The sequence below is a fragment of the Diaphorobacter sp. LR2014-1 genome, from assembly GCF_002916785.1.
Classification (GTDB): domain Bacteria; phylum Pseudomonadota; class Gammaproteobacteria; order Burkholderiales; family Burkholderiaceae_C; genus Diaphorobacter; species Diaphorobacter nitroreducens.
This window is the reverse complement of sequence record NZ_MTBE01000002.1, coordinates 219,101-245,776: the sequence shown is the minus strand read 5'-3', so window position 1 is coordinate 245,776 and position 26,676 is coordinate 219,101. Positions and strand designations below refer to the sequence as shown.

At 65.2% G+C, this 26,676-nt stretch carries 23 protein-coding genes, 1 tRNA gene and 1 pseudogene; 12 read left to right on the top strand and 13 right to left on the bottom strand.

Features of this window, described 5'->3' with window-relative positions; translation table 11 throughout:
• Positions 1-43 precede the first annotated feature (43 nt).
• From tldD to BV908_RS03045, 4 genes are all read left to right on the top strand, one after another.
• Positions 44-1,504 (top strand): metalloprotease TldD, encoded by a 1,461-nt coding sequence (tldD, locus tag BV908_RS03060; protein WP_103737173.1) that lies wholly within the window; start codon positions 44-46, stop codon positions 1,502-1,504.
• 22 nt (positions 1,505-1,526) lie between these two features.
• On the top strand, positions 1,527-2,075 hold the full coding sequence (locus BV908_RS03055) for a hypothetical protein (protein WP_047350662.1): 549 nt from the start codon (positions 1,527-1,529) through the stop codon (positions 2,073-2,075).
• Positions 2,076-2,334: 259 nt separating this feature from the next.
• Positions 2,335-3,453, top strand: coding sequence for a 3-deoxy-7-phosphoheptulonate synthase (locus BV908_RS03050; RefSeq protein ID WP_103737172.1), 1,119 nt, complete (start codon positions 2,335-2,337; stop codon positions 3,451-3,453).
• A gap of 94 nt (positions 3,454-3,547) precedes the next feature.
• The gene (locus tag BV908_RS03045) at positions 3,548-3,859 is read left to right on the top strand and encodes a hypothetical protein (RefSeq protein WP_011806738.1); all 312 of its coding nucleotides are present in this window, start codon (positions 3,548-3,550) and stop codon (positions 3,857-3,859) included.
• Positions 3,860-3,907: 48 nt separating this feature from the next.
• Here the strand turns inward: BV908_RS03045 and mpl are convergent, their stop codons facing one another.
• Positions 3,908-5,332 (bottom strand): UDP-N-acetylmuramate:L-alanyl-gamma-D-glutamyl-meso-diaminopimelate ligase, encoded by a 1,425-nt coding sequence (gene mpl, locus BV908_RS03040; protein ID WP_103737171.1) that lies wholly within the window; start codon positions 5,330-5,332, stop codon positions 3,908-3,910.
• Between the two features lie 216 nt (positions 5,333-5,548).
• Here mpl and BV908_RS03035 point away from each other — a divergent pair, with 216 nt between their 5' ends.
• From BV908_RS03035 to BV908_RS03005, 7 genes are all read left to right on the top strand, one after another.
• Complete coding sequence (locus BV908_RS03035; protein WP_103737170.1) at positions 5,549-6,160, top strand: hypothetical protein; 612 nt, start codon at positions 5,549-5,551, stop codon at positions 6,158-6,160.
• Positions 6,157-6,744, top strand: a complete 588-nt coding sequence (locus tag BV908_RS03030) for a TlpA disulfide reductase family protein (protein ID WP_103737169.1) — start codon at positions 6,157-6,159, stop codon at positions 6,742-6,744. Before BV908_RS03035 ends, BV908_RS03030 begins: the two co-directional genes overlap by 4 nt.
• A gap of 110 nt (positions 6,745-6,854) precedes the next feature.
• Positions 6,855-7,319: an acetyl-CoA carboxylase biotin carboxyl carrier protein gene (accB, locus tag BV908_RS03025; RefSeq protein ID WP_011806734.1), complete on the top strand. Its 465-nt coding sequence runs from the start codon at positions 6,855-6,857 to the stop codon at positions 7,317-7,319.
• 113 nt (positions 7,320-7,432) lie between these two features.
• On the top strand, positions 7,433-8,782 hold the full coding sequence (gene accC, locus BV908_RS03020; protein WP_011806733.1) for an acetyl-CoA carboxylase biotin carboxylase subunit: 1,350 nt from the start codon (positions 7,433-7,435) through the stop codon (positions 8,780-8,782).
• Between the two features lie 84 nt (positions 8,783-8,866).
• Complete coding sequence (prmA, locus tag BV908_RS03015; RefSeq protein ID WP_011806732.1) at positions 8,867-9,760, top strand: 50S ribosomal protein L11 methyltransferase; 894 nt, start codon at positions 8,867-8,869, stop codon at positions 9,758-9,760.
• Between the two features lie 58 nt (positions 9,761-9,818).
• Positions 9,819-11,156, top strand: coding sequence for a zinc-ribbon and DUF3426 domain-containing protein (locus BV908_RS03010; protein ID WP_103737168.1), 1,338 nt, complete (start codon positions 9,819-9,821; stop codon positions 11,154-11,156).
• A gap of 25 nt (positions 11,157-11,181) precedes the next feature.
• Positions 11,182-12,078, top strand: a complete 897-nt coding sequence (locus BV908_RS03005; RefSeq protein WP_047350669.1) for a carbohydrate kinase family protein — start codon at positions 11,182-11,184, stop codon at positions 12,076-12,078.
• 96 nt (positions 12,079-12,174) lie between these two features.
• Here the strand turns inward: BV908_RS03005 and BV908_RS22950 are convergent.
• The 8 genes and pseudogenes from BV908_RS22950 to ccsA form a co-directional block, all read right to left on the bottom strand.
• Positions 12,175-12,534: pseudogene (locus BV908_RS22950) on the bottom strand (histone); the annotation flags it as partial.
• 174 nt (positions 12,535-12,708) lie between these two features.
• Positions 12,709-13,899: a ribonucleotide-diphosphate reductase subunit beta gene (locus BV908_RS02995; RefSeq protein WP_011806728.1), complete on the bottom strand. Its 1,191-nt coding sequence runs from the start codon at positions 13,897-13,899 to the stop codon at positions 12,709-12,711.
• A 138-nt stretch (positions 13,900-14,037) separates the two neighbouring features.
• Positions 14,038-16,956 carry a ribonucleoside-diphosphate reductase subunit alpha gene (locus BV908_RS02990; RefSeq protein WP_103737167.1) on the bottom strand — a complete coding sequence of 973 codons (2,919 nt, stop codon included), beginning with the start codon at positions 16,954-16,956 and terminating at the stop codon, positions 14,038-14,040.
• Between the two features lie 355 nt (positions 16,957-17,311).
• Entirely contained in the window at positions 17,312-17,911 is a 600-nt protein-coding gene (ampD, locus tag BV908_RS02985; protein ID WP_103737166.1) for a 1,6-anhydro-N-acetylmuramyl-L-alanine amidase AmpD, read from the bottom strand.
• Positions 17,892-19,400 (bottom strand): sigma-54 dependent transcriptional regulator, encoded by a 1,509-nt coding sequence (locus BV908_RS02980; RefSeq protein ID WP_103737165.1) that lies wholly within the window; start codon positions 19,398-19,400, stop codon positions 17,892-17,894. Before BV908_RS02980 ends, ampD begins: the two co-directional genes overlap by 20 nt.
• 15 nt (positions 19,401-19,415) lie before the next feature.
• Entirely contained in the window at positions 19,416-21,116 is a 1,701-nt protein-coding gene (locus BV908_RS02975) for a histidine kinase dimerization/phospho-acceptor domain-containing protein (RefSeq protein ID WP_103737164.1), read from the bottom strand.
• A 4-nt stretch (positions 21,117-21,120) separates the two neighbouring features.
• Positions 21,121-21,351: a PP0621 family protein gene (locus tag BV908_RS02970; protein ID WP_047350672.1), complete on the bottom strand. Its 231-nt coding sequence runs from the start codon at positions 21,349-21,351 to the stop codon at positions 21,121-21,123.
• On the bottom strand, positions 21,348-22,148 hold the full coding sequence (gene ccsA, locus BV908_RS02965) for a cytochrome c biogenesis protein CcsA (protein ID WP_011806722.1): 801 nt from the start codon (positions 22,146-22,148) through the stop codon (positions 21,348-21,350). The genes BV908_RS02970 and ccsA overlap by 4 nt, the downstream gene beginning before the upstream one ends.
• Before the next feature lie 91 nt (positions 22,149-22,239).
• On the opposite strand from ccsA, the gene ffh reads away from it, so the two are divergent.
• Complete coding sequence (ffh, locus tag BV908_RS02960) at positions 22,240-23,619, top strand: signal recognition particle protein (RefSeq protein WP_103737163.1); 1,380 nt, start codon at positions 22,240-22,242, stop codon at positions 23,617-23,619.
• A 121-nt stretch (positions 23,620-23,740) separates the two neighbouring features.
• On the opposite strand, the gene miaB is transcribed toward ffh, so the two are convergent.
• From miaB to BV908_RS02940, 4 genes are all read right to left on the bottom strand, one after another.
• Positions 23,741-25,087, bottom strand: coding sequence for a tRNA (N6-isopentenyl adenosine(37)-C2)-methylthiotransferase MiaB (gene miaB / locus BV908_RS02955; RefSeq protein ID WP_047350673.1), 1,347 nt, complete (start codon positions 25,085-25,087; stop codon positions 23,741-23,743).
• Positions 25,088-25,224: 137 nt separating this feature from the next.
• Positions 25,225-25,674 carry a hypothetical protein gene (locus BV908_RS02950; protein ID WP_015914225.1) on the bottom strand — a complete coding sequence of 150 codons (450 nt, stop codon included), beginning with the start codon at positions 25,672-25,674 and terminating at the stop codon, positions 25,225-25,227.
• A 102-nt stretch (positions 25,675-25,776) separates the two neighbouring features.
• Positions 25,777-25,853, bottom strand: a tRNA-Met gene (locus tag BV908_RS02945).
• Positions 25,854-25,879: 26 nt separating this feature from the next.
• The gene (locus BV908_RS02940; RefSeq protein ID WP_015914224.1) at positions 25,880-26,659 is read right to left on the bottom strand and encodes an enoyl-CoA hydratase; all 780 of its coding nucleotides are present in this window, start codon (positions 26,657-26,659) and stop codon (positions 25,880-25,882) included.
• Positions 26,660-26,676: the final 17 nt, after the last annotated feature.

The window sequence follows — 26,676 nt, the reverse complement described above, 5'->3', positions numbered from 1 at the left end:
CTGCGTGCACGCAGGGTCTAGGGCGCCTGCCTACAATCGGCCGATGATTTCCCGCGAACCCACCATCGAACGCCTGGGCCTGGCCCGTGAGCTGCTGCTCACCCCCTTCGGCCTGGACGAGTCCCACCTCTCCCGCGCCCTGGCGGAGATCCGCGCGCACCGCGTGGACGACGCCGACCTGTACTTCCAGTACACGCGCAGCGAAGGCTGGAGCCTGGAAGAGGGCATCGTCAAGACGGGCTCGTTCTCCATCGACCAGGGCGTGGGCGTGCGCGCGGTGAGCGGCGAGAAGACGGCCTTCGCCTACTCGGACGATATTTCCGAGGCCTCGCTGCTCGACGCGGCCCGTACCGTGCGGTCCATTTCGGCTGCGGATAAGGTGGGACGTGCGCGAGTAGCTTCCAAAAAGATAGCAAACAGCCGTTCGCTGTACCCGCACATCGACCCCATCGCCTCGATGGACAGCACCGACAAGGTGCGCCTGCTGGAGCGCGCCGAGCAATGTGCCCGCGCCAAGGACCCGCGCGTGGTGCAGGTCATGGCGGGCCTGGCCAGCGAGTACGACGTGGTGCTGGTGGCGCGTGCCGATGGGCTGATGGCCGCCGACGTGCGCCCGCTGGTGCGCCTGTCGATCACCGTCATCGCCGAGCAGAACGGCCGCCGCGAGGTGGGCTCGGCCGGCGGGGGCGGGCGCTTCGGTCTGGCCTATTTCACCGACGAGCAGATCGGGCAGTATGTCCATGAAGCCGTGAATGCTGCGTTGGTCAACCTGGAGTCGCGCCCCGCGCCCGCGGGCGAGATGACCGTGGTGCTGGGCCCCGGTTGGCCCGGTGTGCTGCTGCACGAGGCCGTGGGCCACGGGCTGGAGGGCGACTTCAACCGCAAGGGGTCGAGTGCCTTCAGCGGCCGCATCGGCCAGCGCGTGGCGGCCAAGGGCGTCACCGTGCTGGATGATGGCACGCTGGCCGACCGCCGCGGCTCGCTCAACGTGGACGATGAGGGTCACGCCACGCAGCGCAACGTGCTCATCGAGGACGGCATATTGAAGGGCTACATCCAGGACGCGATGAATGCGCGCCTCATGGGTGTCAAGCCTACGGGCAACGGCCGGCGCGAGAGCTATGCCCACATCCCCATGCCACGCATGACCAATACCTACATGCTGGGCGGCGACAAGGACCCGCAGGAGATCGTCGCCAGCATCAAGAAGGGCCTGTACGCCACCAACTTCGGCGGCGGACAGGTGGACATCACCAGTGGCAAGTTCGTGTTCTCCGCGAGCGAGGCCTACTGGGTGGAAAACGGCAAGATCCAGTACCCCGTGAAGGGCGCGACCATCGTCGGCAGCGGCCCGGAGTCGCTCAAGAAGGTGACCATGATCGGCAACGACATGCGCCTGGACAGCGGTGTGGGCACCTGCGGCAAGGAGGGTCAGAGCGTGCCCGTGGGAGTGGGCCAGCCCACCATGCGCATCGATGGCCTGACGGTGGGCGGCACGGCCTGAGCGCCGCGGCCGGTTGTGTGCCATGCCCACGCCACTCTCCAGCCGCCCGCAGACTTTCACCGATCCGGACCGTAATCCGCACGGCGGCGAGGCGGACGAGGACGCGCGTGCGCTGCGCGACAGCCTGGGCGAGCTGGCCCAGCATATCGAGGCCGCCACGCGCGCGCGCCGGGGGCAGCTGGGGCCCGAGTCCGTGCGGCGCAGCGCCGAGGCGCTGGCGCATTGCGCAAGGCGCCACCAGCTGCACCTCACAGGCCTGGGGTCGGCCTGGCATGCGCTGTATGAATTCGGTGTCTACCAGCGCGCGTTGCGCGAATTGCGCGATGCCCTGGCGCAATGGCAGCAGGCCTTGCAGCAGCGTAGCCCATCTGAGGCCGAGCGCTTCAGTACTTTTGAGCGGCAGGCGTGGCGCACGCTGGGAGAGGCGCGGCTGGTGCTCGACATCTATATGCAGGGCGACCCCTGCATGGAGCGATCGGCGCCCGACACCCGGCCTGCCGCGGAGCTTCCACCGCGTGCGCCACTGCTGGCGCGCCTGCGCCGGTGGTGGTTCGAGGGACGGCATCCGTAAGCGGTTGTAGCGCGACGGCAACAGGGTGCCTATGTTGCGGTGCCGCAATACGTGCTACATTGGTCCGCATGTCAGTTCACAGCGCGTTTTACTTTTACTTTTGGTTCTCTGTCCCTGGCGGATGAGAGGTACGCGCGCACCCAGACTGAGCCCCCTTCTCTAAGAAACCGCCGAAGCTGAAAAGCCCGGCGGTTTTTTTTGTTATCTGTTCTCCGTTTTCCATCTTCACCCCCCCCCACACACCCGAGAGGAAGCACCCATGAACGCCCATGTCTCCAGCAGCGATGCCTGGTATCCCAACGTCGAGAAAACCAGCGAGACCGACGACCAACGCATCAAGGACATCACCGTGCTTCCTCCTCCAGACCACCTGATTCGCTTCTTCCCGATCCGCGGGTCGGAGGTGGAGTCGCTGATTGCCAACACACGCCGCAGCATCCAGCGCATCATGAGCGGCGAGGACGACCGGCTGCTCGTCATCATCGGCCCCTGTTCGATCCACGACCCGCACGCCGCGGTGGACTATGCGCGCAAGCTCAAGGCGGTGCGTGAGCAGTACAAGGACCAGCTGGAAGTGGTCATGCGCGTGTACTTCGAGAAGCCCCGCACCACCGTGGGCTGGAAGGGCTTGATCAACGACCCCTACCTGGACGGCAGCTACCGCATCGACGAGGGCCTGCGCATCGCGCGCCAGCTGCTCATCGACATCAACCGCCTGGGCGTGCCGGCGGGCAGCGAGTTCCTGGACGTGATCTCGCCCCAGTACATCGGCGACCTGATCAGCTGGGGCGCCATCGGGGCGCGCACCACCGAAAGCCAGGTCCACCGCGAACTGGCCTCCGGCATTTCGGCCCCCATCGGCTTCAAGAACGGCACCGATGGCAACATCCGCATCGCCACCGATGCCATCCAGTCCGCCAGCCACGGCCACCACTTCCTGTCGGTGCACAAGAACGGCCAGGTGGCCATCGTGCACACCGCGGGCAACAAGGATTGCCACGTGATCCTGCGCGGCGGCAAGGCGCCTAACTACGACGCAGCCAGCGTTGCCGCGGCCTGCAAGGACCTGGAGGCCGCCGGCCTGCCGGCGTCGCTGATGGTGGACTGCAGCCATGCCAACAGCAGCAAGCAGCACGAGAAGCAGCGCGATGTGGCGCGCGACATCGCCGCGCAGATCGCAGGCGGCTCGCGCAGCGTGTTCGGCGTGATGGTGGAAAGCCACCTGCAGCCCGGAGCGCAGAAGTTCACGCCGGGCAAGGACGATGCCACGACGCTGGAATACGGCAAGAGCATCACCGATGCCTGCTTGGGCTGGGACGACTCCGTTGCCTGCCTGGCCGAGCTGGCGGCCGCCGTGCAAGCGCGGCGCGCGCGTTGAAGCGGGCGCGGTGTAAGCTCGCGGCACGGGAATGGCGCGGCCGCGCCGTCCCGTTCACCCGTCAACACTATTCCATCAAGAGGCGAGACAGCTCATGCACAGCGAAGTATTGGTCACCCTGAGCCCCGATCAGGAATTCCGTCTGGACGCGCAGGGGGGACAGCCCCTGTCGCACGAGGACGCGCGCCGCTGGCTGGACGATGAATTTCTACGCCTGGAATGCGAGCCGCTGCGCGCCAGCGGCAAGGTGCTGCTGGCCGACAAGGTGCTGACCGTGGCCCGCGCCGCGGGGGCGACGCTGCTGGCCGATCCTGCATGGTCCGGCCAGTTTGCCCGCGCCACCGTCGCTGCGCTTGCCAGGCCCGTCGTGCGCGTGGACGTGCCGGGCATGGCTGTCAGCTTCTAAGTCTCAAGCCAAAAAGGCTGCTAGCGCTTATTAATCAAGCGCTAGCAGCTATTGTTTTGATAGTTCTGCGAGCAGTTGGGCGTGCACTCCGCCAAAGCTGCCGTTGCTCATGCAGACGATGTGGTCGCCCGGCTGCACCGCCGCGCGGATCTGGCCCACCAGCGTGGTCAGGTCGCCCGCCGTCTGCGCGCGCACACCCATGGGGGCCAGCGCCGCAGCGGCGTCCCAGTCCAGGCCGGCGGTATGGCAGAAGGCCAGGTCGGCCGGCTCCAGCGCCCAGGGCAACTGCGCCTTCATGGTGCCCAGCTTCATGGTGTTGCTGCGCGGCTCGAACACCGCCAGGATGCGCCCGCGGCCTTCGCCCTTGGGGCCCACGCGCCGGCGCAGTCCGTCCAGCGTGGTGCGCAGCGCCGTGGGATGGTGCGCAAAGTCGTCATAGACAGCGATGCCCCGCACCATGCCGCGCAGCTCCATGCGGCGCTTGACGTTCTCGAAGCGCGCCAGCGCCTCGGCCGCCTGGGCAGGCGTCACGCCCACATGCTCGGCGGCCGCGATGGCAGCGAGGGCATTGAGCTGGTTGTGCACGCCCGTCAGCGACCACTGCACGCGTGCCACTGTGCTGCCCCGCTGCAGCACCTCGAAATCGTGCGGCTCGCCTTGCGCGCCGAAGTCGCTCACCGCGGTGCCAAAGTTGGCCACGCCGCTCCAGCAGCCGGCGTGCAGTACGCGTGCCAGGCTCTCCTCCAGCCCATTGACCACCACGCGGCCCGAGGGCGGCACCGTGCGCACCAAGTGGTGGAACTGCCGTTCGATCTGGCCCAGGTCGTCAAAGATGTCGGCGTGATCGAACTCCAGGTTGTTCAGCACGGCGGTGCGGGGGCGGTAGTGCACGAATTTGCTGCGCTTGTCGAAGAACGCGGTGTCGTACTCATCCGCCTCGATCACGAACAGCGGCGCCGTGGCGAGCGGTCCTGGCCCGGCCAGGGGCCGTACGGGTGCGCCCAGACGCGCGGATACGCCGAAGTTCATCGGCACACCGCCCACCAGGAAGCCGGGCGCCAGGCCCGCGCATTCCAGAATCCAGGCCAGCATGGACGTGGTGGTCGTCTTGCCGTGCGTGCCGGCGACGGCCAGCACATGGCGGCCCTGCAGCACATGCTCGGCCAGCCATTGCGGCCCGCTGGTATAGGGCGCGCCCGCGTCGAGGATGGCCTCCATCAGCGGAAACTTCGGCGTGCCGTCCGCCAGCCGCGCGCGGCTGACCACGTTGCCCACCACGAACATGTCAGGCTTCAGCGCGAGCTGGTCGGCGCCATAGCCTTCGATCAACTCTATTCCCAAGGCGCGCAACTGGTCGCTCATGGGAGGGTAGACGCCGGCGTCGCAGCCGGTGACACGGTGGCCCGCCTCGCGCGCCAGCGCGGCCAGGCCGCCCATGAACGTGCCGCAGATGCCCAGGATGTGTATATGCATGGCTCCCGATTCTATGGACCTCGGTGGAAACTCCAGGATTTATGAGAAAAATGGGTCTAACGCCCGTTGATCAAGCGCGAACAGCTATCGAATAAGGAGCAAATGGCGGATGCATGGTGCATTGCCCCTGCGGCGGGTGCGCCGTCACGGTTGCGTCAACGGTATTGCGGGGCATTGGGGTGACAATGGGCGTCCTGCGTTCTGGACCGTGCCGCCATGCAAAACGCCCTTGCCATCGAAATCGCCAATGCCGCAGCCCGCCTGGTGGTCGAGGAGGGGCTGGAGTGGGGGGCGGCCAAGCGCCGCGCGGTCAAGGAACTGGGGCTGCCCCAGCGCACGCCGCTGCCCGACAACGACCTCGTCGAGGACGCCGTGCGGGAGTACATCGGCCTGTTTTGCGCCGATACCCAACCCTCCGAATTGCGGGCGCTGCGCGAATTGGCGCTGGTGTGGATGCAACGCATGCAGGACTTCCGCCCCTACCTGGGCGGTGCGGTCTGGCACGGCACGGCCACACGGCTGTCCGACATCTACCTGGCGCTGTTCTGCGACGATCCCAAATCGGCCGAGATTGCCCTCATCGACCACCATGTGAATTACGAGCCGCGCACCGTCATGGGTTTCCGGGGCGAGCCGGTCGATGCCTTGAGTCTGAGCAGCCGATCCGCCGCGTTGCACGAAGAGATCGGCGTGCATCTGCTGATCTATGACCTGGACGACCTGCGTGGCGCGCTGCGCCCCGACGCCCGGGGGCGCGCGCCCCGGGGTGATCTGCAAGCCGTGCGCCGGTTGCTGCAGGAAATGCCTACTTCCACCCTGTCTTCATGAACGAGCCCACTCTTTCCTCTTCGGCGTCTGCCGATTCCGCAAAGGCGCCGAGCGCCCATCCGCTCCGCCGCCGCCGCTGGCTGCTGGTGGGGGCCGGTGCCCTTGCCGCCCTGGGGGGCGCGGGGCTGGCGGCCTGGCGGCTGCGGCCGGGCCCGGTGCAGGAGGGCGTGTCCAACGCCGTCTGGGGCGCGCAGTTTGAAGGCCCGGCGGGCGAAGTGCTGTCCATGGCCGCCTTGCGGGGTCGCCCCCTGCTGTTGAATTTTTGGGCCACCTGGTGCCCCCCGTGCGTGGAAGAACTGCCGCTGCTCAATGCCTTTTATGGGGAACACCGCGCCAAAGGGTGGCAGGTTGTGGGCTTGGCGATCGATCAGCCTTCCAACGTGCGCAAATTTCTAGAGCGCATGCCTCTCGATTTCCCAATCGCCTTGGGGGGGCTGGGCGGCACCGACCTGGCACGCGGGCTAGGCAACGAAAAGGGCGGGCTGCCCTTTACCGTACTGTTTGGTGCAAATGGCAGCATTTTGAAGCGTAAAATGGGCCAACTGACGGCGCAGGATCTTCAAGGCTGGTCCACAACGTTGTGAGAGCCTGTGTTTCCTCAATGGAGATGGTGGCAATTGGGGTCGTTTCGGTGAAATAGTCCGAAATTAGGGTAAATTCGCTCCCCATTCCGTTTCTAGCCGTTGGAGCCCCCATGGATTTGCGAAAACTCAAGACCCTCATCGATCTGGTCTCCGAGTCGAATGTTTCTGAACTCGAGATCACCGAAGCCGAGGGCAAGGTCCGCATCGTGAAGAGCGGCGGGGCCGTGGTGCAGCAGTTCGTCGCCGCTCCCGTCCAAACCCCCATGGCCGCCGCGCCCGTAGCGGCCGCGCCCACCGCGCCCGTCGCTGAATTGCCTGCCCCCGCGGCGGCGGCCCCTTCTGGCCATATCGTCAAGTCGCCCATGGTGGGTACGTTCTATCGCGCGTCCAGCCCGGGCGCGAAGCCGTTTGTCGAGGTGGGCAGCAAGGTCAAGGAAGGTGACACGGTGTGCATCGTCGAAGCCATGAAGATCCTGAACGAGATCGAGGCCGACAAGTCGGGCACGGTGACCCGCATCCTGGGTGAGAACGGGCAGGCGGTGGAATACGGGCAGCCGCTGTTCGTCATCGAGTAAGCCGCGCATGAGCGCTTCAGCCCCCGCCGCATGCGCTCGTTGCGCGTGCATGGCAGCACCAGGCGCTGGCGCGGGTTTTTGTCTGCATGCGGCCTTGAGCCGCGAGGCCAACCATGTTTAAGAAGATTTTGGTCGCCAATCGCGGCGAGATTGCCCTGCGAATCCAGCGTGCCTGCCACGAACTGGGCGTGAAGGCCGTGATGGTCTATTCCGAGGCCGACCGCGACGCCAAATATGTCAAGCTGGCGGAGGAGGCTGTGTGCATCGGCCCCGCGCCCTCGCCGCTGTCCTACCTCAACATGCCTGCCATCATTTCGGCGGCCGAGGTGACGGACGCCGAGGCCATTCACCCGGGGTATGGCTTCCTGTCGGAGAACGCCGATTTTGCCGAACGGGTGGAAAAGAGCGGGTTCCAGTTCATCGGCCCGACGCCCGACTCCATCCGCATGATGGGTGACAAGGTGTCGGCCAAGCAGGCCATGATCCGCGCGGGCGTACCCTGCGTGCCGGGCTCCGATGGCGAGTTGCCGGATGATCCGGTGCAGATCCGCCGCATTGCCAAGAGTATCGGTTACCCGGTCATCATCAAGGCCGCTGGCGGTGGTGGCGGCCGTGGCATGCGGGTGGTGCACACCGAGGCGGCGCTGGTCAACGCGGTGCAGATGACCAAGGCCGAGGCGCAGGCCGCCTTTGGCAACCCGGCCGTGTACATGGAGAAATTCCTCCAGAACCCGCGCCATATAGAGATCCAGATACTGGCCGACAAGTACCGCAATGCCGTGTACTTGGGCGAGCGCGACTGCTCCATGCAGCGTCGCCACCAGAAGGTGATCGAGGAAGCGCCGGCACCGGGTATTCCGCGCAAGCTGATCGAGAAGATTGGCGAACGCTGCGTGGCTGCCTGCAAGAAGATCGGCTACCGCGGTGCGGGTACGTTCGAGTTCCTGTACGAGAACGGCGAGTTCTACTTCATCGAGATGAACACCCGCGTGCAGGTGGAGCACCCGGTGACCGAGTGGATCACGGGCGTGGACATCGTGCGCACGCAAATCATGGTAGCTGCGGGCGAAAAACTGCCGTTCACCCAACGCCAGGTTCAGATCCATGGCCATGCGATCGAGTGCCGGGTGAACGCTGAGGATCCCTACAAGTTCATCCCGTCGCCGGGGCGCATCACGATGTGGCACGCGCCTGGCGGCCCGGGCGTGCGCGTGGACTCGCACGCCTATACGAACTACTACGTGCCGCCGAATTACGACTCCATGATCGGCAAGATCATCGTGCACGGCGATACGCGCGAGCAAGCCCTGGCGCGCATGCGCACGGCACTGTCGGAAACGGTGATCGAAGGCATCAATACCAACGTGGCGCTGCACCGCGAACTCATGGTGGACGCCAAGTTCGTAGCGGGCGGCACCAACATCCACTACCTGGAGGAGTGGCTGTCGCAGCGCCAGCGCTGATCGTCAGCACTTCTGACCTGCCCGCTGGCATCCGGAAACGGATGCCAGCTTTTTTCATGGATCGCGTGCAAGGAGGCTGATCCCATGTTCGAGCTGAACCTGTTGTGTCCCGAGGAACGGGTGGAGACCGTGAGCGACGCGCTCGATGCGCTGGAAGCCTTGAGCGTCTCGGTGGAAGATGCCGACGCGCACACCGATGCCGAGCAGGCGCTTTTTGGAGAACCTGGCATGCCGGCCCCGCGTGAGGGTTGGCAGCGTAGCCGCATCACTGCCCTGTTTCCTACGCAAGAGGCGGCCGAGGAGGCGCGGCAACTGTTGCAGGCCCAGGATTTCTTCGAGGGCTGCATCGTGCAGGGGGTGAGTGTGGTGCAGGAGCAGGACTGGGTCCGGCTCACGCAATCCCAGTTCGCGCCGGTGGACATCACGCCCGATTTCTGGATCGTGCCGACGTGGCACGAGATGCCCGCGGCTGCGCGCCGTAGCATCCGCCTGGATCCAGGGCTGGCCTTTGGCACGGGAACCCACCCAACCACGCGCATGTGCCTGCGATGGATTGCCAAACATGGCGACGCGGCCGGGCAGGCGCTGGGGCGCGTGCTCGACTATGGCTGCGGCTCCGGCATCCTGGCGATCGGCGCCGCGAAATTTGGCGCCACAGAGATCGACGCGGTGGACATTGACGCGGCAGCCGTGGAATCCACGCGACAAAATGCGCAAGCCAACGGCGTGCAGGTGAACGCGGGTCTGCCCGAGCGGGCGCAAGGGCAATACCAGACCGTGTTGGCGAATATTCTGGCGACGCCGCTGAAGGTGCTGGCGCCCTTGCTCAGCGGCCATGTTGCGCAGGGCGGGCACCTTGTGCTGGCCGGCATCCTGGAGCGGCAGGCGCAGGAGCTGCAGGAGGCCTATGCGCCGTGGCTGCAGCTGCAGGTGTCGGACCGTGAGGATGGCTGGATCCTGATGACCGCGCGTCGCTAACCGCGCGGGCTGCGCGGGCTGCGCGGGGCCGTAGAGGGGCCCCTACAATCCACAGCCGATGAGCCAGATCACCCGCTGCCCCCACTGCTCCACCACCTTTCGGGTGGTTGCCGATCAGCTGCGGATATCGGAAGGCTGGGTGCGATGCGGGCACTGCAAGGAGGTGTTCGATGCATCGCAGCACTTGCAGGTGCAGGAGGCGGAGCCGTTGCTTTCCGACCTGCTTCTGGATGCGCTCAAGCCTCCGCCACAGCCCGTCGGTAAAGCCTCGGAAGGCATTCAGGTCTGGGGCAGCGCGCGGCATGTGGAGGCTCCAACGTCGCTTGCGCCGGACCCGGTGATGTCTGCAGCGGCCGCGTGCGCACCGCAGGAAGTGGTTCCCGCGGCGGATGAAGGCCTGCGTACGGAAAGCGAACCTCCACCATGGGTTCCCCCACCGCCCCCGGTCCCCGCCTTTCTGCTGGCGAATCCGGAGGGCGCAGCGCCTGCGAAGACGCCGAAAGCAATGGCTGCGCCCCCGGTGGATGCCGATGCGGCGCCCCTGTCTCCAGCCGCGCGCGATATTCCCGCCCCGCCAGTCCATACGCTCCCGCGGGGTTACGAGTTACCGGCGGCGCCTCTTGAGGAGGATGCGGAATCGGAGGAACCCAGCAGCCACGAATCCGCGGAAGCCCCTGCCGTTCTGGTTTCACCGATGCCCACAGAGGAGGGGGGCACGTCCGCTGCGGGGAGGGCGGCGCAGGAAACCATCGAATCACTAGAGATGGCGCCCAGCCCGGCTGGACCGCTGGAGTCCCTGGCGCCATCGGAGGATGCAGGCGCGCCATCGCTGGAGCGGGAAGAAGGGCACGCCGACGACCGCACGGATCCCGTCATTGAACCTGGCTTCGTGAAGGCTGCGCGGCGCAACGCGTTCTGGCGCAGGCCCTCCGTGCGTGTGGGCCTGTCCTTGGTCGGCTTGACGTTGGTGGTGGCCTTGCTTCTCCAAATCACCATCCAGGAACGGGACGACATCGCATCGCGTCATCCCGTGGCCCGCGCCTGGATGGAACGACTGTGCGGGCGCTTGCAGTGCGTGCTGCAACCTCCACGGCACATCACGGCCGTGGTCATCGACAGCTCATCGTTTCTGAAGGCGCGCCACGATCCGTCCGGGTACCAGTTGCAGATGAGCGTGAAGAATACGTCGACCCAGGCCGTTGCGATGCCGGCGCTGGAACTCACGCTGACGGATGCGCAAGACCAACCCATTGTGCGGCGCGTATTGCTGCGTGACGAACTGGGGGCCCCCCTGGAATTGGCACCAGGTTTCGTGTGGAGCGGTGCACTGCCGTTGCAGGTGATCCAGGGCGCTGCGCAGGTGGCTGGCTATCGGCTGGTGGCCTTCTATCCCTGATTTTTTACTCTTGAGCTTTGACCCTATGGCTGCGCTGATTTGCGGTTCCCTGGCCTTCGACACCATCATGACGTTCGATGGGCGTTTTGCAGAGCAAATATTGCCCGAGCAACTGCATATCCTGAATGTGTCGTTTCTCGTTCCCACATTGCGCCGCGACTTTGGAGGATGCGCTGGCAATATCGCATACAGCCTCAAGCTGTTGGGAGGCAACCCGCTGCCCATGGCCATGCTGGGCGCTGATGGCGGCGAATACTTGGCGCGACTGCAGCAACTCGGCGTCGACACCCGCTTTGTCGGCCGCGTGGAGGATACATACACCGCCCAGGCGATGATCATGACCGATCGGGACAACAACCAGATCACGGCGTTCCACCCCGGTGCCATGATGCAGGCCCACCTGCACCGCATCCCGCCCGGGGCGGGTGCGCACGTGGGCATCATCGCGCCGGACGGCCGTGAGGCCATGCTGCAGCACGCGGCGCAATTCGTCGAGGCCGGCATTCCGTTCGTGTTCGATCCGGGACAGGGGTTGCCCATGTTCGATGGCGCAGACCTGCGTCGATTCATCGAGCAGGCGAGCTGGATCGCCGTCAATGACTACGAAGGCAAGATGTTGTGCGACCGTACGGGCTGGAGCCTGGCAGAGATCTCGCATCGGGTCCGCGGCCTGATCGTCACACTGGGAGCACAGGGATGTGAAATTTGGGAACAGGGTGTCAGGACGCATGTTCCCCCTGTTCAACCGGCGCAGGTGGTGGACCCCACGGGCTGCGGGGATGCCTGGCGTGGCGGTTTGCTCTACGGCCTGGAGAAGGGGTGGACCCTGGCACGTTGCGCTCAGTTGGGCAACCGGCTGGGCGCGCTCAAGATCGCGCAACGCGGCCCGCAGAATTACCAGCTGGACTTTCAACCTGACTGAGCGAGCGCCGGGATTGAAGCAGCGTTTCTGACTGCGGCTTTGCCATAAAAAAACCCGGTGCAAGCACCGGGTCGTAGGCTGGACTGTCCCGTAGCCTTATGGCTTGCCACCCGTAGGGAAGGGCCATGCGGCTTGCGGGTTCAGCGTTGTTTGCGCGACAGGAGCAGGCGCTGCGGCAGGAGCCTTAGCCTTCTTCGCGGGCGCGGCTGCCTTCTTGGCGGGCGCTGCCTTCTTGGCTGCTACGGCCTTTTTGGCAGGAGCGGCTGCCTTCTTGGCGGGTGCTGCCTTCTTGGCTGCTACGGCCTTTTTGGCAGGAGCGGCTGCCTTCTTGGCGGGTGCTGCCTTCTTGGCTGCTACGGCCTTTTTGGCAGGAGCGGCTGCCTTCTTGGCTGGAGCCGTCTTCTTAGCGGGAGCTGCTTTCTTTGCAGCGGGTTTCTTCGCAGTTGCCATCATTTTCTCCTTGGGTCGATTTGCAAAGAGCACCCCACGCCTGCATTGGGCGTGGAGCGATCCATGGCGACGACTGAATATGCGTCACCACGAATGCGGAAACGCCCCAAGGCCGCAGCGCCGAACGGTGCTGTGTGCGCGGAGCGTGGTTGAAAAATCATGGCCTGGTCTACGAAGATGTCAGTCCCAGGACAAGGCGCCGCCCGACTGGTACTCGATGACGCGCGTCTCGAAGAAGTTGCGTTCCTTCTTCAGATCAATCATCTCGCTCATCCAGGGGAACGGATTTTCTTCATTCGGAAAGAGCGCTTCCAGCCCGATCTGTGTGGCGCGGCGGTTCGCGATGTAGCGCAGGTAGCCTTTGAACATGGAGGCGTTCATACCCAGCACGCCACGCGGCATGGTGTCTTCGGCATAACGGTATTCCAGTTCCACTGCCTTGATGAACAGGGCCTTGATCTCGTCCTTGAACTCGGCCGTCCACAGATGTGGGTTTTCGAGCTTGAGCTGGTTGATCAGGTCGATGCCGAAGTTGCAGTGCATGGACTCGTCGCGCAGGATGTACTGGTACTGCTCGGCAGCGCCGGTCATCTTGTTCTGGCGGCCGAGTGCCAGGATTTGCGTGAAACCCACGTAGAAGAACAGACCTTCCATCAGGCACGCAAAAACGATCAGCGACTTGAGTAGTGTCTGGTCGCTCTCGGGTGTGCCGGTCGTGAAGCGCGGATCCATGATCGCTTCGATGAAGGGGATCAGGAACTCGTCCTTGTCGCGGATGGACTGGACCTCGTTGTAGGCGTTGAAAATCTCGCCTTCGTCCAAGCCCAGTGACTCCACGATGTACTGGTACGCATGGGTGTGGATGGCTTCCTCGAACGCCTGGCGCAACAGGAACTGCCGGCATTCCGGCGCCGTGATGTGGCGGTAGGTGCCCAGCACGATGTTGTTGGCGGCCAGCGAGTCGGCCGTGACGAAGAAGCCCAGGTTGCGCTTGACGATGCGCCGCTCGTCCTCGGTCAGGCCGTTCGGGTCCTTCCAGAGTGCGATGTCCCGCGTCATGTTCACTTCCTGCGGCATCCAGTGATTGGCGCAGGTGGCGAGGTATTTCTCCCACGCCCACTTGTACTTGAACGGCACCAACTGGTTGACGTCGGTCTGGCCGTTGATGATGCGTTTGTCGACCGCAGACACGCGGCGGTGTTGGGGTGCTGCAGACGCGGTAGGGGCAGTGCGCGTCGAAGTGCTGGCGACGGACTGCAACACGGGTGCTTGGAAACCGTTTGGCGGAGGCTCCACAGGGCGGTCGTTGGAGTGACTGCCGTCCAAGAGTTTTTGCGATGAGGGCTTGACTTCGTCGTCCCAGGTGAGCATAGGTTTTCCAGTGGTCGGATTATGGAAGCAGTGCTTCAAAATGAAAAGCACCGAAGCGTTGCCAGGCGTGATCTGTTGCTTCACGACACATGCGAACGAGGCGACGATGTGTCACGCTGCGCCCGCATGCGCACGGCATTACTGGCAGGCTTCGCAGCCGGGGTCGTCAATGGCGCAGAACTTCACGTCGGTCGCAGGGATGGCAGCAGCCTGCGCTTGCGCTGCGGCCACGGCAGCGTTCAGTGCCGAGCTTGGTGCCATCGTTCCCTCCCCCGTGTCGCTTGCGCCGGACGCGACGGCATTGAGCTGGCGTGTGTTCACGGTACTCATCTCCACATGCGTCGCGCTCTGCGTGCGCAGGTAGTAAGTGGTCTTCAGGCCGCGTATCCACGCAAGCTTGTATGTCTCGTCGAGCTTCTTGCCTGAGGCGCCGGCCATATAGATGTTCAGGCTCTGCGCCTGGTCGATCCATTTCTGTCGACGCGCCGCCGCTTCGACGAGCCAGGTGGGAGCGACTTCGAAGGCGGTGGCATACAGTGCCTTGACGGTGAGGGGAACGCGGTCGATCGCGTGCAGCGATCCCTTGAAGTGCTTGAGGTCCATGAGCATCACGTCGTCCCACAGGCCCAGCTGCTTCAGGTCGCGCACCAGGTACTGGTTGATGACCGTGAACTCTCCCGAGAGGTTGGATTTGACGGAGAGATTGCCGAAGGAGGGCTCAATGGAGGCGTCCACGCCAACGATGTTCGAGATGGTGGCTGTGGGCGCAATGGCGATGCAGTTGGAGTTGCGCATGCCGTCTTGCGCGATCTTGGCGCGCAGCATGTCCCAGTCCAGACGGGTCGTACGGTCCACCTCCACGTACCCGCCACGTTCCTGCTCCAGCAACTGCAGTGAATCCAGCGGCAGGATGCCCTGGGACCACAGAGAACCCTGGTAACTGGAGTATTGGCCCCGTTCTTGGGCGAGATCGGTTGAGGCCCAGTAGGCGTAATAGCAGAGAGCCTCCATGGAGGTATCGGCAAACTCCACTGCGGCGTCGCTTGCGTAGGGGATGCGCAGTTCATACAGCGCGTCCTGGAACCCCATCAGGCCCAGGCCGACGGGGCGGTGGCGCAGGTTGGAATCCTTGGCCTTCTGTACGGCGTAGTAGTTGATGTCAATCACGTTGTCCAGCATGCGCATGGCCGTGCTCACGGTTTTGCGCAGCTTGTCGTGGTCGATGCCTCCGTCCTTGAGATGGCGCGCGAGGTTCACCGATCCCAGGTTGCACACGGCCGTCTCGGCATCGCTGGTGTTGAGCGTGATCTCGGTACAGAGATTGGAACTGTGCACTACGCCTACATGCTGCTGGGGAGAGCGGATGTTGCACGGGTCCTTGAAGGTGATCCAGGGATGCCCGGTCTCGAACAGCATGGAAAGCATCTTGCGCCAGAGGTCGACGGCCGGTACGCGTTTGAACAGAGGCAGCTCGCCGCTCTCGGCCTTGGCCTCGTAGGCGATGTAGGCTTTTTCGAAGGCCTGTCCGTACAGGTCGTGCAGATCAGGGACATCCGAGGGGGAAAACAGTGTCCACAGGCCCTTTTCCATTACGCGTTTCATGAACAGGTCGGGAATCCAGTTGGCCGTGTTCATGTCGTGTGTGCGTCGCCGGTCGTCGCCGGTGTTCTTGCGCAGCTCCAGGAATTCTTCGATGTCCAGGTGCCAGCTTTCCAGGTAGGTGCAGACGGCACCCTTGCGCTTGCCGCCCTGGTTCACGGCCACGGCCGTGTCGTTGACCACCTTGAGGAACGGCACCACGCCTTGCGACTCGCCGTTCGTGCCCTTGATGCGTGCACCGAGGGCGCGTACGCGTGTCCAGTCGTTACCCAGGCCGCCCGCGAACTTGGACAGCAGGGCGTTTTCCTTGATGGATTCGTAGATGCCCTCCAGCTCGTCGGGCACCGTGGTCAGGTAGCAGCTGGATAGCTGCGAGCGCAATGTGCCGCTGTTGAACAGCGTGGGCGTGCTGCTCATGAAATCGAAGGAGCTGAGCAGTTCGTAGAACTCGATGGCACGGGCGTTGCGGTCGTCCTCGCGCAGCGCCAGGCCCATGGCCACGCGCATGAAAAAGGTCTGAGGCAGCTCGATGCGCGTTTTGCGCACATGCAGGAAGTAGCGGTCGTACAGCGTCTGTAGGCCAAGATAGTCGAACTGCAGGTCGCGCTCGGCCTTCAGTGTGCTTCCCAGGCGCTGCAGGTCGAATTCCATCAGGCGCGGGTCGAGCAACTCGTTGTCCACGCCCTGGCGGATGAATTGTGGAAAGTTGTCGGCGTAGGCCAGGGCCATGTCGGCGGGATTCACGTCGCGGCCTAACACCTCGCGCACGATGGTGTGCAGCAACAGTCGTGCCGTCGCGTAGGTGTAGCCGGGATCTTTCTCGATCAGGGTGCGCGCCGCGAGGATGGATGCCTTGTACACCTCGTCCATGGGTACGCCGTCGTACAGGTTGCGCATGGTCTCCGCGATGATGGGCGCGGCCTGGACGTCCGATCCCAGGCCCGTGCATGCGGCTTCTACCAGGCTCTGCAGGCGCAGAATGTCAAGCTCCACGCGCTGACCTTGGTCCTGTACATACAGGGCCGGCATCTGGGGTAGCAGTTGTTCCTTCTTCTGTGCGCGTTCTTGCGCGCGGCGCTCGCGGTAGAGCACGTAGGCGCGTGCCACCTCATGATGGCTGCCTCGCATCAAGCCCAGCTCCACCTGGTCCTGCACGTCCTCAATGTGGAACGTTCCTCCCGCGGGGCGCGAGCGCATCAGCGCGCGCACGACTGCCTGGGTCAGCTGATCCACCACTTCGCGCACGCTCGCCGAGGCCGCTCCCTGTGCCCCGTGAACGGCCAGGAATGCTTTCATCATCGCCACGGCGATTTTTTGCGGCTCGAAGGGCACCACGGCGCCGTTGCGGCGGATGATCTGGTAGTGCATCAGTGGATGGGCCCCGGTCGGCGTGGCTGACGGGGTGGCCCGTGCAGGCGATGGGGTGTCAACAGGAGCGGATAGGGGCGCAGCGTGCATGGAGGTCCTCGGAGGTGTTCGGAGAAATGGCCAGGCGGACGGCAGTCACCTTCGGCCGGCGAGACGGCGGCGTAGACTGTCGCCGCACACTATATCTAGTGTGTGTTGATGGCTCAAGACACTAGGGGTAGTGTATCCCCGTAAGAGGCTGGCGAGATCGTTTCGACGTGATTGAACGCCTGGGCCTTCTACTGCCGTCGCAGCCCCCGTAGGATCAGGCCCGCATCCGACGGCTTGAGCCATGGTGCGGCATGCCGGCCGATCTTGCGCGCAAACGCGCGTGCAACTTCATCCTGAGCAGTGAAGGCGAGGCGAAGGCGCAAAGTGCGGCAATGCGTCCAGGTGCCTGGGAGGATCAACACCCTGGCGGAAAAAGAACACCCGTGCCGGCGAAGGCTCCACGAAGTACACGCCAGTCAAACCCAGGGCCTGGGTCGTGTTTGCGTTCAGGGGCGATGTGCTCATGTCCTGCGATGTAGCGCACGGGGTAGCGCTGCCGCAGCGCCTTGCAAAGGGTCACAAGGGTGGCGTACTGCGCTTGCTCGAAGCTCCCACCTTCCAGCCCCTCGAGCTCAACGCCGATCGAGTCGTCGTTGCAGGCATCGCGCCCCCGGTAGTGGGAACGGCCCGCGTGCCAGGCGCGTCGGCCCACGTCCACGAACTGCCACAGCACACCCGCGCGCGTGATGAAGAAATGCGTCGACACTTCCAGGCCGCGAATCTGCTGGAAATAAGGATGGGCGTCCCAGTCCAGCTGGTTCATGAAAAGCCGGTGGACATGGTCCCCGCCAAACTGCCCGGGGGGAAGGCTGATGGAATGCACCACGATGAGGTCCACGCTGGCCTGCGGGGGGCGTGGCCCGTGGTTGGGCGAGTCCATGCGTCTCGCATTCGCGTACCAGCCGCCGTGCCAGGCGGGCCGCCGGGCCGCACGCTCAGGGCTGCGCGTCGCCATGGCTGTCGCCGTCTTGCGGTACCTCGATGTGCAGCCGGGCAATCCGGTAACGGATCTGGCGCAGGCTGATGCCCAGGCGGGCTGCGGTGGCCGTGCGGTTGAAACCCGCCTCGCGCAGGGCGCGCACGAGTATTTCCCGTTCCTGCTGGTCGAGCCAGGCTTGCAGGTCGTTGGGCAGGGGCATGCCTTCGCTGATGCCGGACCAACGAGGGGGCGCGTGCGGCTCAGCAGGCTGCGCGATGGCTGGTGCGGACGGTACGGGCTGCGGTAGGGGTGGCGGTGCCTCCACGGTGGAGGCTGGCGCGCCTTCGACGTGCAGCTCATGGCCATCGCTGAGGGCTACCGCGCGGTGCAGCAGGTTTTCCAGCTCGCGCACATTGCCGGTGAGCGGGTGCTGTGCAATGCACTGCAGCGCTTCCTCTGTCAGGTGGGGAACGGCCACCCCCGATTCTTGCTCGATACGGGCCAGCAAGGCCTCGCACAGCGCGGGCAGGTCCTCTCGCCGCTCGCGCAACGGTGGGATCAGCAGTTCGATGACATTCAGCCGGTAATACAGATCCTGGCGGAAGCGCCCCGCCTGCACGTCAGCGGCCAGGTCTCGGTGCGTGGCGCTGACGATGCGCACGTCCACGGCTTCTTCCTGCGTGGAGCCCAGGGGCCGTACCGTGCGCTCCTGGATCGCACGCAGCAGTTTGGATTGCATGGGCAGCGGCAGGTCGCCAATTTCGTCAAGGAACAGCGTGCCTCCACGGGCGGCCTGGAAGTAGCCCTCCCGGTCGTGCGTAGAGCCGGTGTAGGAACCCTTGCGCGCGCCAAAGAACTCTGCCTCCAGCAGGTTCTCGGGAATTGCGCCGCAGTTGACGGCGATCAGTGGGCCTTCGGAGCGCTGGCTGCTGGCATGCAGCGCGCGGGCCACCAGTTCCTTGCCCGTGCCTGACTCGCCACGCACCAGCACGGGGGCCATGCTGCGCGCCACCTTGGCGATGCGCTGCTTCACATTGCGCATGGCTTCGGAGTCGCCGATCAGGCGATCCAGCACAGGATCTTGCATGTCCGGCCACTGCGTGACATTGCGTGCGCCGGGGCGGGTGGATTTGGGCGCCGCCAGTACGGCGCCAATACCCTGCACCGCCGAGGCCACCACGGCACGGAATTGCTTCAGGTCCACGGGCTTGGTCAGGTAGTCGAACGCGCCCGCGCGCAGCGCCTCCACCGCGTTCTCGGCCGATCCATAGGCCGTCATGACCACGCAGCGTTCACGCCGCTGTTGGCTGCGCAGGTCGTGCAGCAAGTCCATGCCGAAGCCGTCGGGCAGCCGCATGTCGGTGATCACGACGTCGAACTTCTGCGTCTGCAGCTGTTGGCGCGCGTCGTCCACGCTGGCGGCGGTCTCCACGCGGTAGCCTTCGCGCAGCAGGGTCAGCTCATAGAGGGTGCGCAGATCGGGTTCGTCATCGACGACAAGAATGGAGGCGGTGGATGCATTCATGGTCTGTGGGCCGTGTCAGACCACGATTGTGTCAAACAGTGATGCGCTGTCCGCAGGGCGCGAAAGACTGCGGAAGGTCACAGTGAAGGCGTTTCCCGCCACCTCGCCGCGCGCCAGGCTGCGTGTGGTGCGCTGGTGGCCGATGGCCGCCCCGTGGCGCTGGCACAGCTCGCGGCAGATGTACAAGCCCAGCCCGCTGGAGCGGCTTTCGGATGAGAAGAAAGGCTCGAACAGATGCCGCTCCACCGATTTGTCCAGCGGCGCGCCATCGCTCCACACCTGCACGCCGGCCTTCCCGCCGGGGGTGGCGCGCGTCGCGAGGCATAGCGAATCGGGTTCGGGGCCCTTGTAGCGCAATGCGTTGTCCAGCAGGTTCACCAGCACGCGCCGCAGGTGCTCGGCGTCGAACTCCACCTGCGCCGAGCCCGCGTCCAGTACCAGTTGCCCCTGGCGGCGTGCGGGGTCCTGCGCCGTCCAGTCGTTCCACACCTGCTGCACCATGGCATCCAGTGCCACGGTGGAGGAGCTGGCCTGGTGGATCTGGTGCTGCACGCGCGCAATGTCCAGTACGTCTTCGGTGATGCGCACCAGCCGGTCGGCGTTTTGGCGCACCATGTGTGTCAGGCGCTTCTGTGTGGGGTCGTCCAGGTCTTCGTCCAGTAGTTCGTTGGCCTGCACGATCGCTGCCAGCGGGTTGCGGATCTCATGCGCCACGGCGGCCGACATCCGCCCCATGGCGGCCAGCTTCTCGGTGCGCAAGTGCGCTTCCATCTCGCGCAGGTCGTGCAGGAACATTACGCACAGCGGCTCCCCCGGAGAGTCGTCCGGGGTGTCCTGCGTGTGGGTGAGCCATGCGCGCACGCGCAGGGCCATGGGGATCTGGCCATCGTGCAGGACGTTGACATCGGCATGCTGGGGACGCTCCATCTGGAAAGTGGCGCACGCCAGGTCCATGAGGGGTTTGAAGGCCGCCGTGTGGGTGAGCGTCAGGGAGGAATCTCCGGAGATCTTGTGGCCGAGCATCAGCAATGCCGCGGGGTTGGCCAGGCGGACCTGGCCATGCAGGTCCAGCACCAGCACGCCATCGGCCACGTGCTGCATCACCAGGGCACTGACCGCGCGGTGGGTGCGCGCATCCATCTGGCTGCGCCGGGCCATCTGCTGCTCGCTGGTGAGCTTGGCGGCCAGCAGGTGCACCAGATAGGCGACGATGAAGTAGCCGGTGCCTGTCAACGCCGCCTGCAGGTAGCGCTGCGTGCCGTCTCCGGCGCCGCCGTATGTGCCCAGCCACCAGGCCCAGGCCAGCAGCAGCAGCGTGGCGCCGGCCGTGGTTGCCAGAGCCAGTGTCAAGGATCCCAGCACGCCTGCCATCAGGACCGGAAGTCCGAACAACGGCGTGAAATTCAAGCCGCCCGACTGCTGCAGCGCCTGCAGCACGCTGACCAGCAACAGATCCAGCCCGATGGACGGCAACCACTGGATGCCGGGCCGCGGATCAGGGACGGCGCCGTGCCCCCACACCCGCAGCGCCACCGTGGCCACCAGGTAGCCCAGGCAGATGCTGAACAGCAGCGGTTCGCCGGCCTGGTTGAGTGCAATGCCCAGCAACTGCAGCAGCAGCAGCGCCAGCGCCACCATCACGCGCGCTGTGAGGAAGGCATTCCACAGGCGATGAAAGGGCAGGGGAGAGGCGGCGGCTGCCAGCTTGGAGGGCATCGGCTCAGGCGGGCCCACGGTCCCGGTGGGCGGTGCTGCAGTACATATGCGCCCCCTCGGGCACGGCATCGCCACGTGGCAGGTGCACGCTGCAGTGGGCGCAGCGCACCATGTCCTGTGGCGGTGCGATGGACGGGCGCTGGGTGTTGCCTTGCCGCGGCGCAGACGCACGGCGCTGCGCGCGCCACACCGCGTAGACCACGGCCAGCACAGCGAACAGGACCAGGTATTTCATGCCGCCCGCCCCAGCACCACTTCCATCACGAAGCGCGAGCCCACGTAGGCCAGCAGCAGCAGTGCCGTGCCTGCATACAGCACGCGCACGGCGCTGCGGCCGCGCCAGCCAAAGCGCGAGCGGCCCAGCAGCAGCACTGCGAATGTGATCCAGGCCAGCAGCGAGAACACGGCCTTGTGGTCCCACAGCCAGGCGCGGCCGTAGAGCTGCTCGCTGAACAGCCAGCCCGCCACCAGCGTGGCCGAGAGCAGCACAAAGCCCGCCGTCACGAAGCGGAACGTGAGCCGCTCCAGCGTCAGCAGCGGCATGCCGCTGTGCGAATCGGCTGCCAGGCGCATCTGGCGCTCGGCACGGCTCATGAGCCAGGCGTGCACCACCGCTGCTGCAAACAGGCCATAGCATGCAATGCCCAGCGTGAGGTGCAGCGGCAGCCAGGGCGAGGCGGATACGTGCAGTGGCCGGCCCGGAAACAGCGCTGCCACCAACACGGCCGCGCCGCCCAGTGCGCACAGCACCCAGCGCGCGCGCATCTGCGGAAACAGCTGCCGCTCAACGGCGTAGGTGGTCAGTACCAGCCAGGCCGTCATCGACAAGGCAGCGGCAAAGCCGAAATGGGGCGTGCTGCCCAGCAGGCCCCAGACCAGCGCGGCGCCATGCAGCATCCAGGCAGGGGCCATGATGGCCAGTTGGCCGCGACCTGTGGAGGTGCGCGGCGCCAGGGCCGCCGCCAGCGCGTAGGCGGCGGCGGTGGCCAGGGCGAGCAGCCAGCCGAGCGGGGAAGCACTGGGTAAAATCATGGGTTCGCAGTTTAGCCTTTCGCCCCTGGTCGTCGGGGCTGTGCCATCGGCCGGCATTACGCCCGGGCCGGTGCATCTGGAGCATTTGGCCATGGCCTCCGCACTCACCGAAAAACTCACCCGTCTCGTCAAGGAGATGCGCGGCCAGGCCCGCATCACCGAAGCCAATGTGCAGGACATGCTGCGCGAGGTGCGCATGGCCCTGCTGGAGGCCGACGTGGCGCTGCCCGTGGTGCGCGACTTCATCGCCCGCGTGAAGGAAAAAGCCCTGGGCCAGGAGGTGCTGGGTAGCCTGAAGCCCGGCCAGGCGCTGGTGGGCATCGTGAACAAGGAGCTGGCCGCGACCATGGGCGAGGGCGTGGCGGACATCAACCTCAACGCGCAGCCGCCGGCGGTGATCCTGATGGCCGGCCTGCAGGGCGCGGGCAAGACCACCACCACGGCCAAGCTGGCCAAGCACCTGATCGAAAAGCGCAAGAAGAAGGTGCTGACCGTCTCGGGCGACGTGTACCGCCCCGCCGCCATCGAGCAGCTCAAGACCGTGACCAAGCAGGCCGGCGCCGAGTGGTTCCCCAGCACGCCCGACCAGAAGCCGCGCGACATCGCCCTTGGAGCGCTGGACTACGCCAAGAAGCACTTCTTCGACGTGCTGCTGGTGGACACGGCCGGCCGCCTGGCCATCGACGAGGTGCTGATGCAGGAAATCAAGGACCTGCATGCCGTGCTGAACCCGGTGGAGACGCTGTTTGTCGTCGATGCCATGCAGGGCCAGGACGCGGCGAACACCGCCAAGGCTTTCAAGGAAGCGCTGCCGCTCACGGGCATCGTGCTCACAAAATTGGACGGTGACTCGCGCGGCGGTGCGGCGCTGTCGGTGCGCCAGGTGACGGGCGCGCCGATCAAGTTTGCCGGCGTGTCCGAAAAGATCGACGGCCTGGAGGTGTTCGACGCCGAGCGCCACGCGGGCCGCATCCTGGGCATGGGCGACATCGTCGCGCTGGTCGAGCAGGTCACGGCCGGCGTGGACATGGAGGCGGCGCAAAAGCTCGCCGCCAAGGTCAAGAGCGGCGACGGGTTCGATCTGAACGACTTCCTGGCCCAGTTGCAGCAGATGAAGCAGATGGGCGGCCTGTCCAGCCTCATGGACAAGCTGCCCGCGCAGCTCACGGCCAAGGCCGGTCAGGTGGACATGGACAAGGCCGAGCGCGACATCCGCCGCAAGGAGGGCATCATCTGCAGCATGACGGCGCTGGAGCGCCGCAAGCCCGAGCTCATCAAGGCCACACGCAAGAAGCGCATCGCCCAGGGCGCCGGCGTGCAGGTGCAGGAGGTCAATCGCCTGCTCAACGAGTTCGAGCAGATGCAGGGCATGATGAAGAAGATGAAGGGCGGCGGCCTCATGAAGCTCATGAAGAAGATGGGCGGCATGAAGGGCGGCCTGCCGGGCATCGGAGGCATGCCGCGGTTCTGAACAGGGGAGCGGTGACCGCTCCTATAAATAGAGCTGCTCGCGCTGGTATTTCAAGGGTTTCAGGCGGAAAAACATTGGAAATCCAGAGGTAGCAAGCGCTGGTAGCTATGGTTTTTGAGGGTCATCCGACCGCGGTCGTGACCTCGCCCATCACCACCTCGCCGCGCAGCGTGTAGGTACGCGCCTCGGTGATCTTCACGTCGATCATCTGGCCGATCAGCCGCTCGTGGCCGGGGAAGTTGACCACGCGGTTGCATTCGGTGCGGCCCATCAGCTCGCTGCCGTCGCGCTTGGATACGCCCTCCACCAGCAGACGCTGCACCGTGCCCACGCGCTCCTGGCTGATCTCCAGGATGTTGCGGTTGATCACGGCCTGCAGCTCCTGCAGGCGGCGCAGTTTCACCTCATGCGGCGTGTCGTCGTGCAGGTTGGCGGCGGGCGTGCCGGGGCGCGGGCTGAAGATGAAGCTGAAGGAATTGTCGAAGCGCACGTCGTCGATCAGCTTCATCATCTTCTGGAAGTCTTCCTCGGTCTCGCCCGGGAAGCCCACGATGAAGTCGCTGCTCATCGCCATGTCGGGGCGGATGGCGCGCAGCTTGCGGATGGTGCTCTTGTATTCCATGGCCGTGTAGCCACGCTTCATGGCCATCAGGATGCGGTCGCTGCCGTGCTGCACGGGCAGGTGCAGGTGGCTCACCAGCTTCGGGATCTTGGCGTAGGCCTCGATCAGGCGCGGCGTGAACTCGTTGGGATGGCTGGTGGTGAAGCGGATGCGCTCGATACCGGGAATCTCGGCCACGTACTCCAGCAGCAGCGCAAAGTCGGCTTTCTCCGCCGTGTCGCCCATGGCGCCCAGATAGGCGTTCACGTTCTGGCCCAGCAGCGTGACTTCGCGCACGCCCTGGTCGGCCAGGCCGGCGACCTCCACCAACACGTCCTCGAACGGGCGGCTGACCTCTTCGCCGCGCGTGTAGGGCACCACGCAGTAGCTGCAGTACTTGGAGCAGCCTTCCATGATCGACACGAACGCGCTGGCGCCCTCCACGCGCGCGGGCGGCAGGTGGTCGAACTTCTCGATCTCAGGGAAGGAAATATCCACCTGCGGCCTGGCCTTGGCGGCACGGGCGTTGAGCAGCTCGGGCAGGCGGTGCAGCGTCTGCGGGCCGAAGACCACATCCACGAACGGGGCGCGCTTGATGATCTCCTCGCCCTCCTGGCTGGCCACGCAGCCGCCCACGCCGATGAGCACGCCCTTGTCCTTGAGGTGCTTGACGCGGCCGAGGTCGCTGAACACCTTCTCCTGCGCTTTCTCGCGCACCGAGCAGGTGTTGAACAGGATCAGGTCGGCTTGCTCCGGGTCGTCGGTGGGCTCATAGCCCTGGGCGGCGCCCAGCACATCGGCCATCTTGTCCGAGTCGTACTCGTTCATTTGGCAGCCGAAGGTCTTGATGAAAACTTTCTTGGACATGGCTTGTGTCTCTTCAATCTCGCGAAAGACCAGCCGCCGCGGCGCAGGCGGCAGCGGGGCGGTTGCGGGCTGGCCAGCGGGGCCGGCGAAACGCGAACGCGCGCCGGGCTTCAGCGCGGTGGATCAGCGCGGGTGTGTCAGCGCAGCGCGGCGGGCTTGGTGTCCCACTCGAAACGCACGTTGGTTTCGGTGTCGCTGCCCTTGCGGGGCAAGGCGGCCTCGGCGGGCGTGAGGATCCAGGCGGTGAGCAGCATGCCCGTGCTGGCCTCGGTCACGTAGTTCACCTTCAGGGGCTTGCCCTGCACGGTGTGGGTCATGACCAGCGCGTTCTGCGGGCTGAACAGGCGCATGCCCGGCGCCACCTGGATGGCATTGCCGTTGAGCAGGGCCGTCGTGCGGTCTTGGAAGTTCAGCGTGCCGCGCAGCGCATTGGCGGGGAAGGTGCGCGCAAGGCCGGTGGCCGCCACCGTCTGGGCCGTGGCGGCCGTGGACGCGGCGCCGCCCAGCAGTGCCAGGCATGCGAGGGTCGCCAGCCAGGCGCCGCGGGTGCGGGTGGACGCGAAGGTGCGGGTGTTGCAGCGATTCATGGTGTACATCCAGGGGCTGAAACGAAAATTCTAGTGGCAGGCGCCGGCCCGCCACGCGGCTAAAGAAAAACCCGCAGCACCTGGGGCGCTGCGGGTTGTATCTGGTGGTGGTACCGGGACTTGAACCTGGGACATCAGCATTATGAATGCTGCGCTCTAACCAACTGAGCTATACCACCGAAGCCCCGAATTATAGAACAAAAATTTATTGGTGCGTGAAGACTGCTGCGCGCTTGTTCACGAAGGCGTCCATGCCTTCCTTCTGGTCCTGGGTGGCGAACAGCGCATGGAACAGGCGGCGCTCGAACATCACGCCATCGCTCAAAGTCCCTTCGAAGGCGCGGTTCACCGATTCCTTGGCGGCCATCACGGCGATCTGCGAGAAACCGCTGATGACGAGGGCCGCGCCCAGGGCTTCTTCCATCAGCTTGTCCAGCGGCACCACGCGGCTGACGAGGCCGGAGCGCTCGGCTTCCGTGGCGTCCATCATGCGGCCGGTGAGGGCCATGTCCATGGCCTTGGCCTTGCCCACGGCGCGCGGCAGGCGCTGCGTGCCGCCCGCGCCGGGGATCACGCCCAGCTTGATTTCGGGCTGTCCGAACTTGGCATTGTCCGCCGCGATGATGAAGTCGCACATCATCGCCAGCTCGCAGCCGCCGCCCAAGGCGTAGCCGCTCACCGCCGCGATGACGGGCTTGCGGATGCTGCGGATCTGCTCCCAGTTGCGCGTGATGTAGTCGCCCTTGTAGGCATCGGCAAAGCTGTACTTGGCCATGGCGCCGATGTCGGCGCCCGCGGCGAAGGCCTTCTCGCTGCCCGTCAGGATGATGCAGCCGATCTTCTCGTCGGCGTCGAACGCCTTGAGGGCCTCGCCCAGCTCGGTCATGAGCTGGTCGTTGAGCGCGTTGAGCTGCTTGGGACGGGCGAGCGTGATGATGCCGACCTTGTCCGCTTCGGTGCGGACTTCGATGCATTCGTAGGCCAAGGTGATCTCCTGTTTGT

Excerpts from the sequence above, each read along its gene's own strand:
- tldD (WP_103737173.1), top strand. The coding sequence starts at position 44 with ATGATTTCCCGCGAACCCACCATCGAACGCCTGGGCCTGGCCCGTGAG.
- BV908_RS03055 (WP_047350662.1), top strand. The coding sequence starts at position 1,527 with ATGCCCACGCCACTCTCCAGCCGCCCGCAGACTTTCACCGATCCGGAC.
- BV908_RS03050 (WP_103737172.1), top strand. The coding sequence starts at position 2,335 with ATGAACGCCCATGTCTCCAGCAGCGATGCCTGGTATCCCAACGTCGAG.
- BV908_RS03045 (WP_011806738.1), top strand. The coding sequence starts at position 3,548 with ATGCACAGCGAAGTATTGGTCACCCTGAGCCCCGATCAGGAATTCCGT.
- mpl (WP_103737171.1), bottom strand. The coding sequence starts at position 5,332 with ATGCATATACACATCCTGGGCATCTGCGGCACGTTCATGGGCGGCCTG.
- BV908_RS03035 (WP_103737170.1), top strand. The coding sequence starts at position 5,549 with ATGCAAAACGCCCTTGCCATCGAAATCGCCAATGCCGCAGCCCGCCTG.
- BV908_RS03030 (WP_103737169.1), top strand. The coding sequence starts at position 6,157 with ATGAACGAGCCCACTCTTTCCTCTTCGGCGTCTGCCGATTCCGCAAAG.
- accB (WP_011806734.1), top strand. The coding sequence starts at position 6,855 with ATGGATTTGCGAAAACTCAAGACCCTCATCGATCTGGTCTCCGAGTCG.
- accC (WP_011806733.1), top strand. The coding sequence starts at position 7,433 with ATGTTTAAGAAGATTTTGGTCGCCAATCGCGGCGAGATTGCCCTGCGA.
- prmA (WP_011806732.1), top strand. The coding sequence starts at position 8,867 with ATGTTCGAGCTGAACCTGTTGTGTCCCGAGGAACGGGTGGAGACCGTG.
- BV908_RS03010 (WP_103737168.1), top strand. The coding sequence starts at position 9,819 with ATGAGCCAGATCACCCGCTGCCCCCACTGCTCCACCACCTTTCGGGTG.
- BV908_RS03005 (WP_047350669.1), top strand. The coding sequence starts at position 11,182 with ATGGCTGCGCTGATTTGCGGTTCCCTGGCCTTCGACACCATCATGACG.
- BV908_RS02995 (WP_011806728.1), bottom strand. The coding sequence starts at position 13,899 with ATGCTCACCTGGGACGACGAAGTCAAGCCCTCATCGCAAAAACTCTTG.
- BV908_RS02990 (WP_103737167.1), bottom strand. The coding sequence starts at position 16,956 with ATGCACGCTGCGCCCCTATCCGCTCCTGTTGACACCCCATCGCCTGCA.
- ampD (WP_103737166.1), bottom strand. The coding sequence starts at position 17,911 with ATGGCGACGCGCAGCCCTGAGCGTGCGGCCCGGCGGCCCGCCTGGCAC.
- BV908_RS02980 (WP_103737165.1), bottom strand. The coding sequence starts at position 19,400 with ATGAATGCATCCACCGCCTCCATTCTTGTCGTCGATGACGAACCCGAT.
- BV908_RS02975 (WP_103737164.1), bottom strand. The coding sequence starts at position 21,116 with ATGCCCTCCAAGCTGGCAGCCGCCGCCTCTCCCCTGCCCTTTCATCGC.
- BV908_RS02970 (WP_047350672.1), bottom strand. The coding sequence starts at position 21,351 with ATGAAATACCTGGTCCTGTTCGCTGTGCTGGCCGTGGTCTACGCGGTG.
- ccsA (WP_011806722.1), bottom strand. The coding sequence starts at position 22,148 with ATGATTTTACCCAGTGCTTCCCCGCTCGGCTGGCTGCTCGCCCTGGCC.
- ffh (WP_103737163.1), top strand. The coding sequence starts at position 22,240 with ATGGCCTCCGCACTCACCGAAAAACTCACCCGTCTCGTCAAGGAGATG.
- miaB (WP_047350673.1), bottom strand. The coding sequence starts at position 25,087 with ATGTCCAAGAAAGTTTTCATCAAGACCTTCGGCTGCCAAATGAACGAG.
- BV908_RS02950 (WP_015914225.1), bottom strand. The coding sequence starts at position 25,674 with ATGAATCGCTGCAACACCCGCACCTTCGCGTCCACCCGCACCCGCGGC.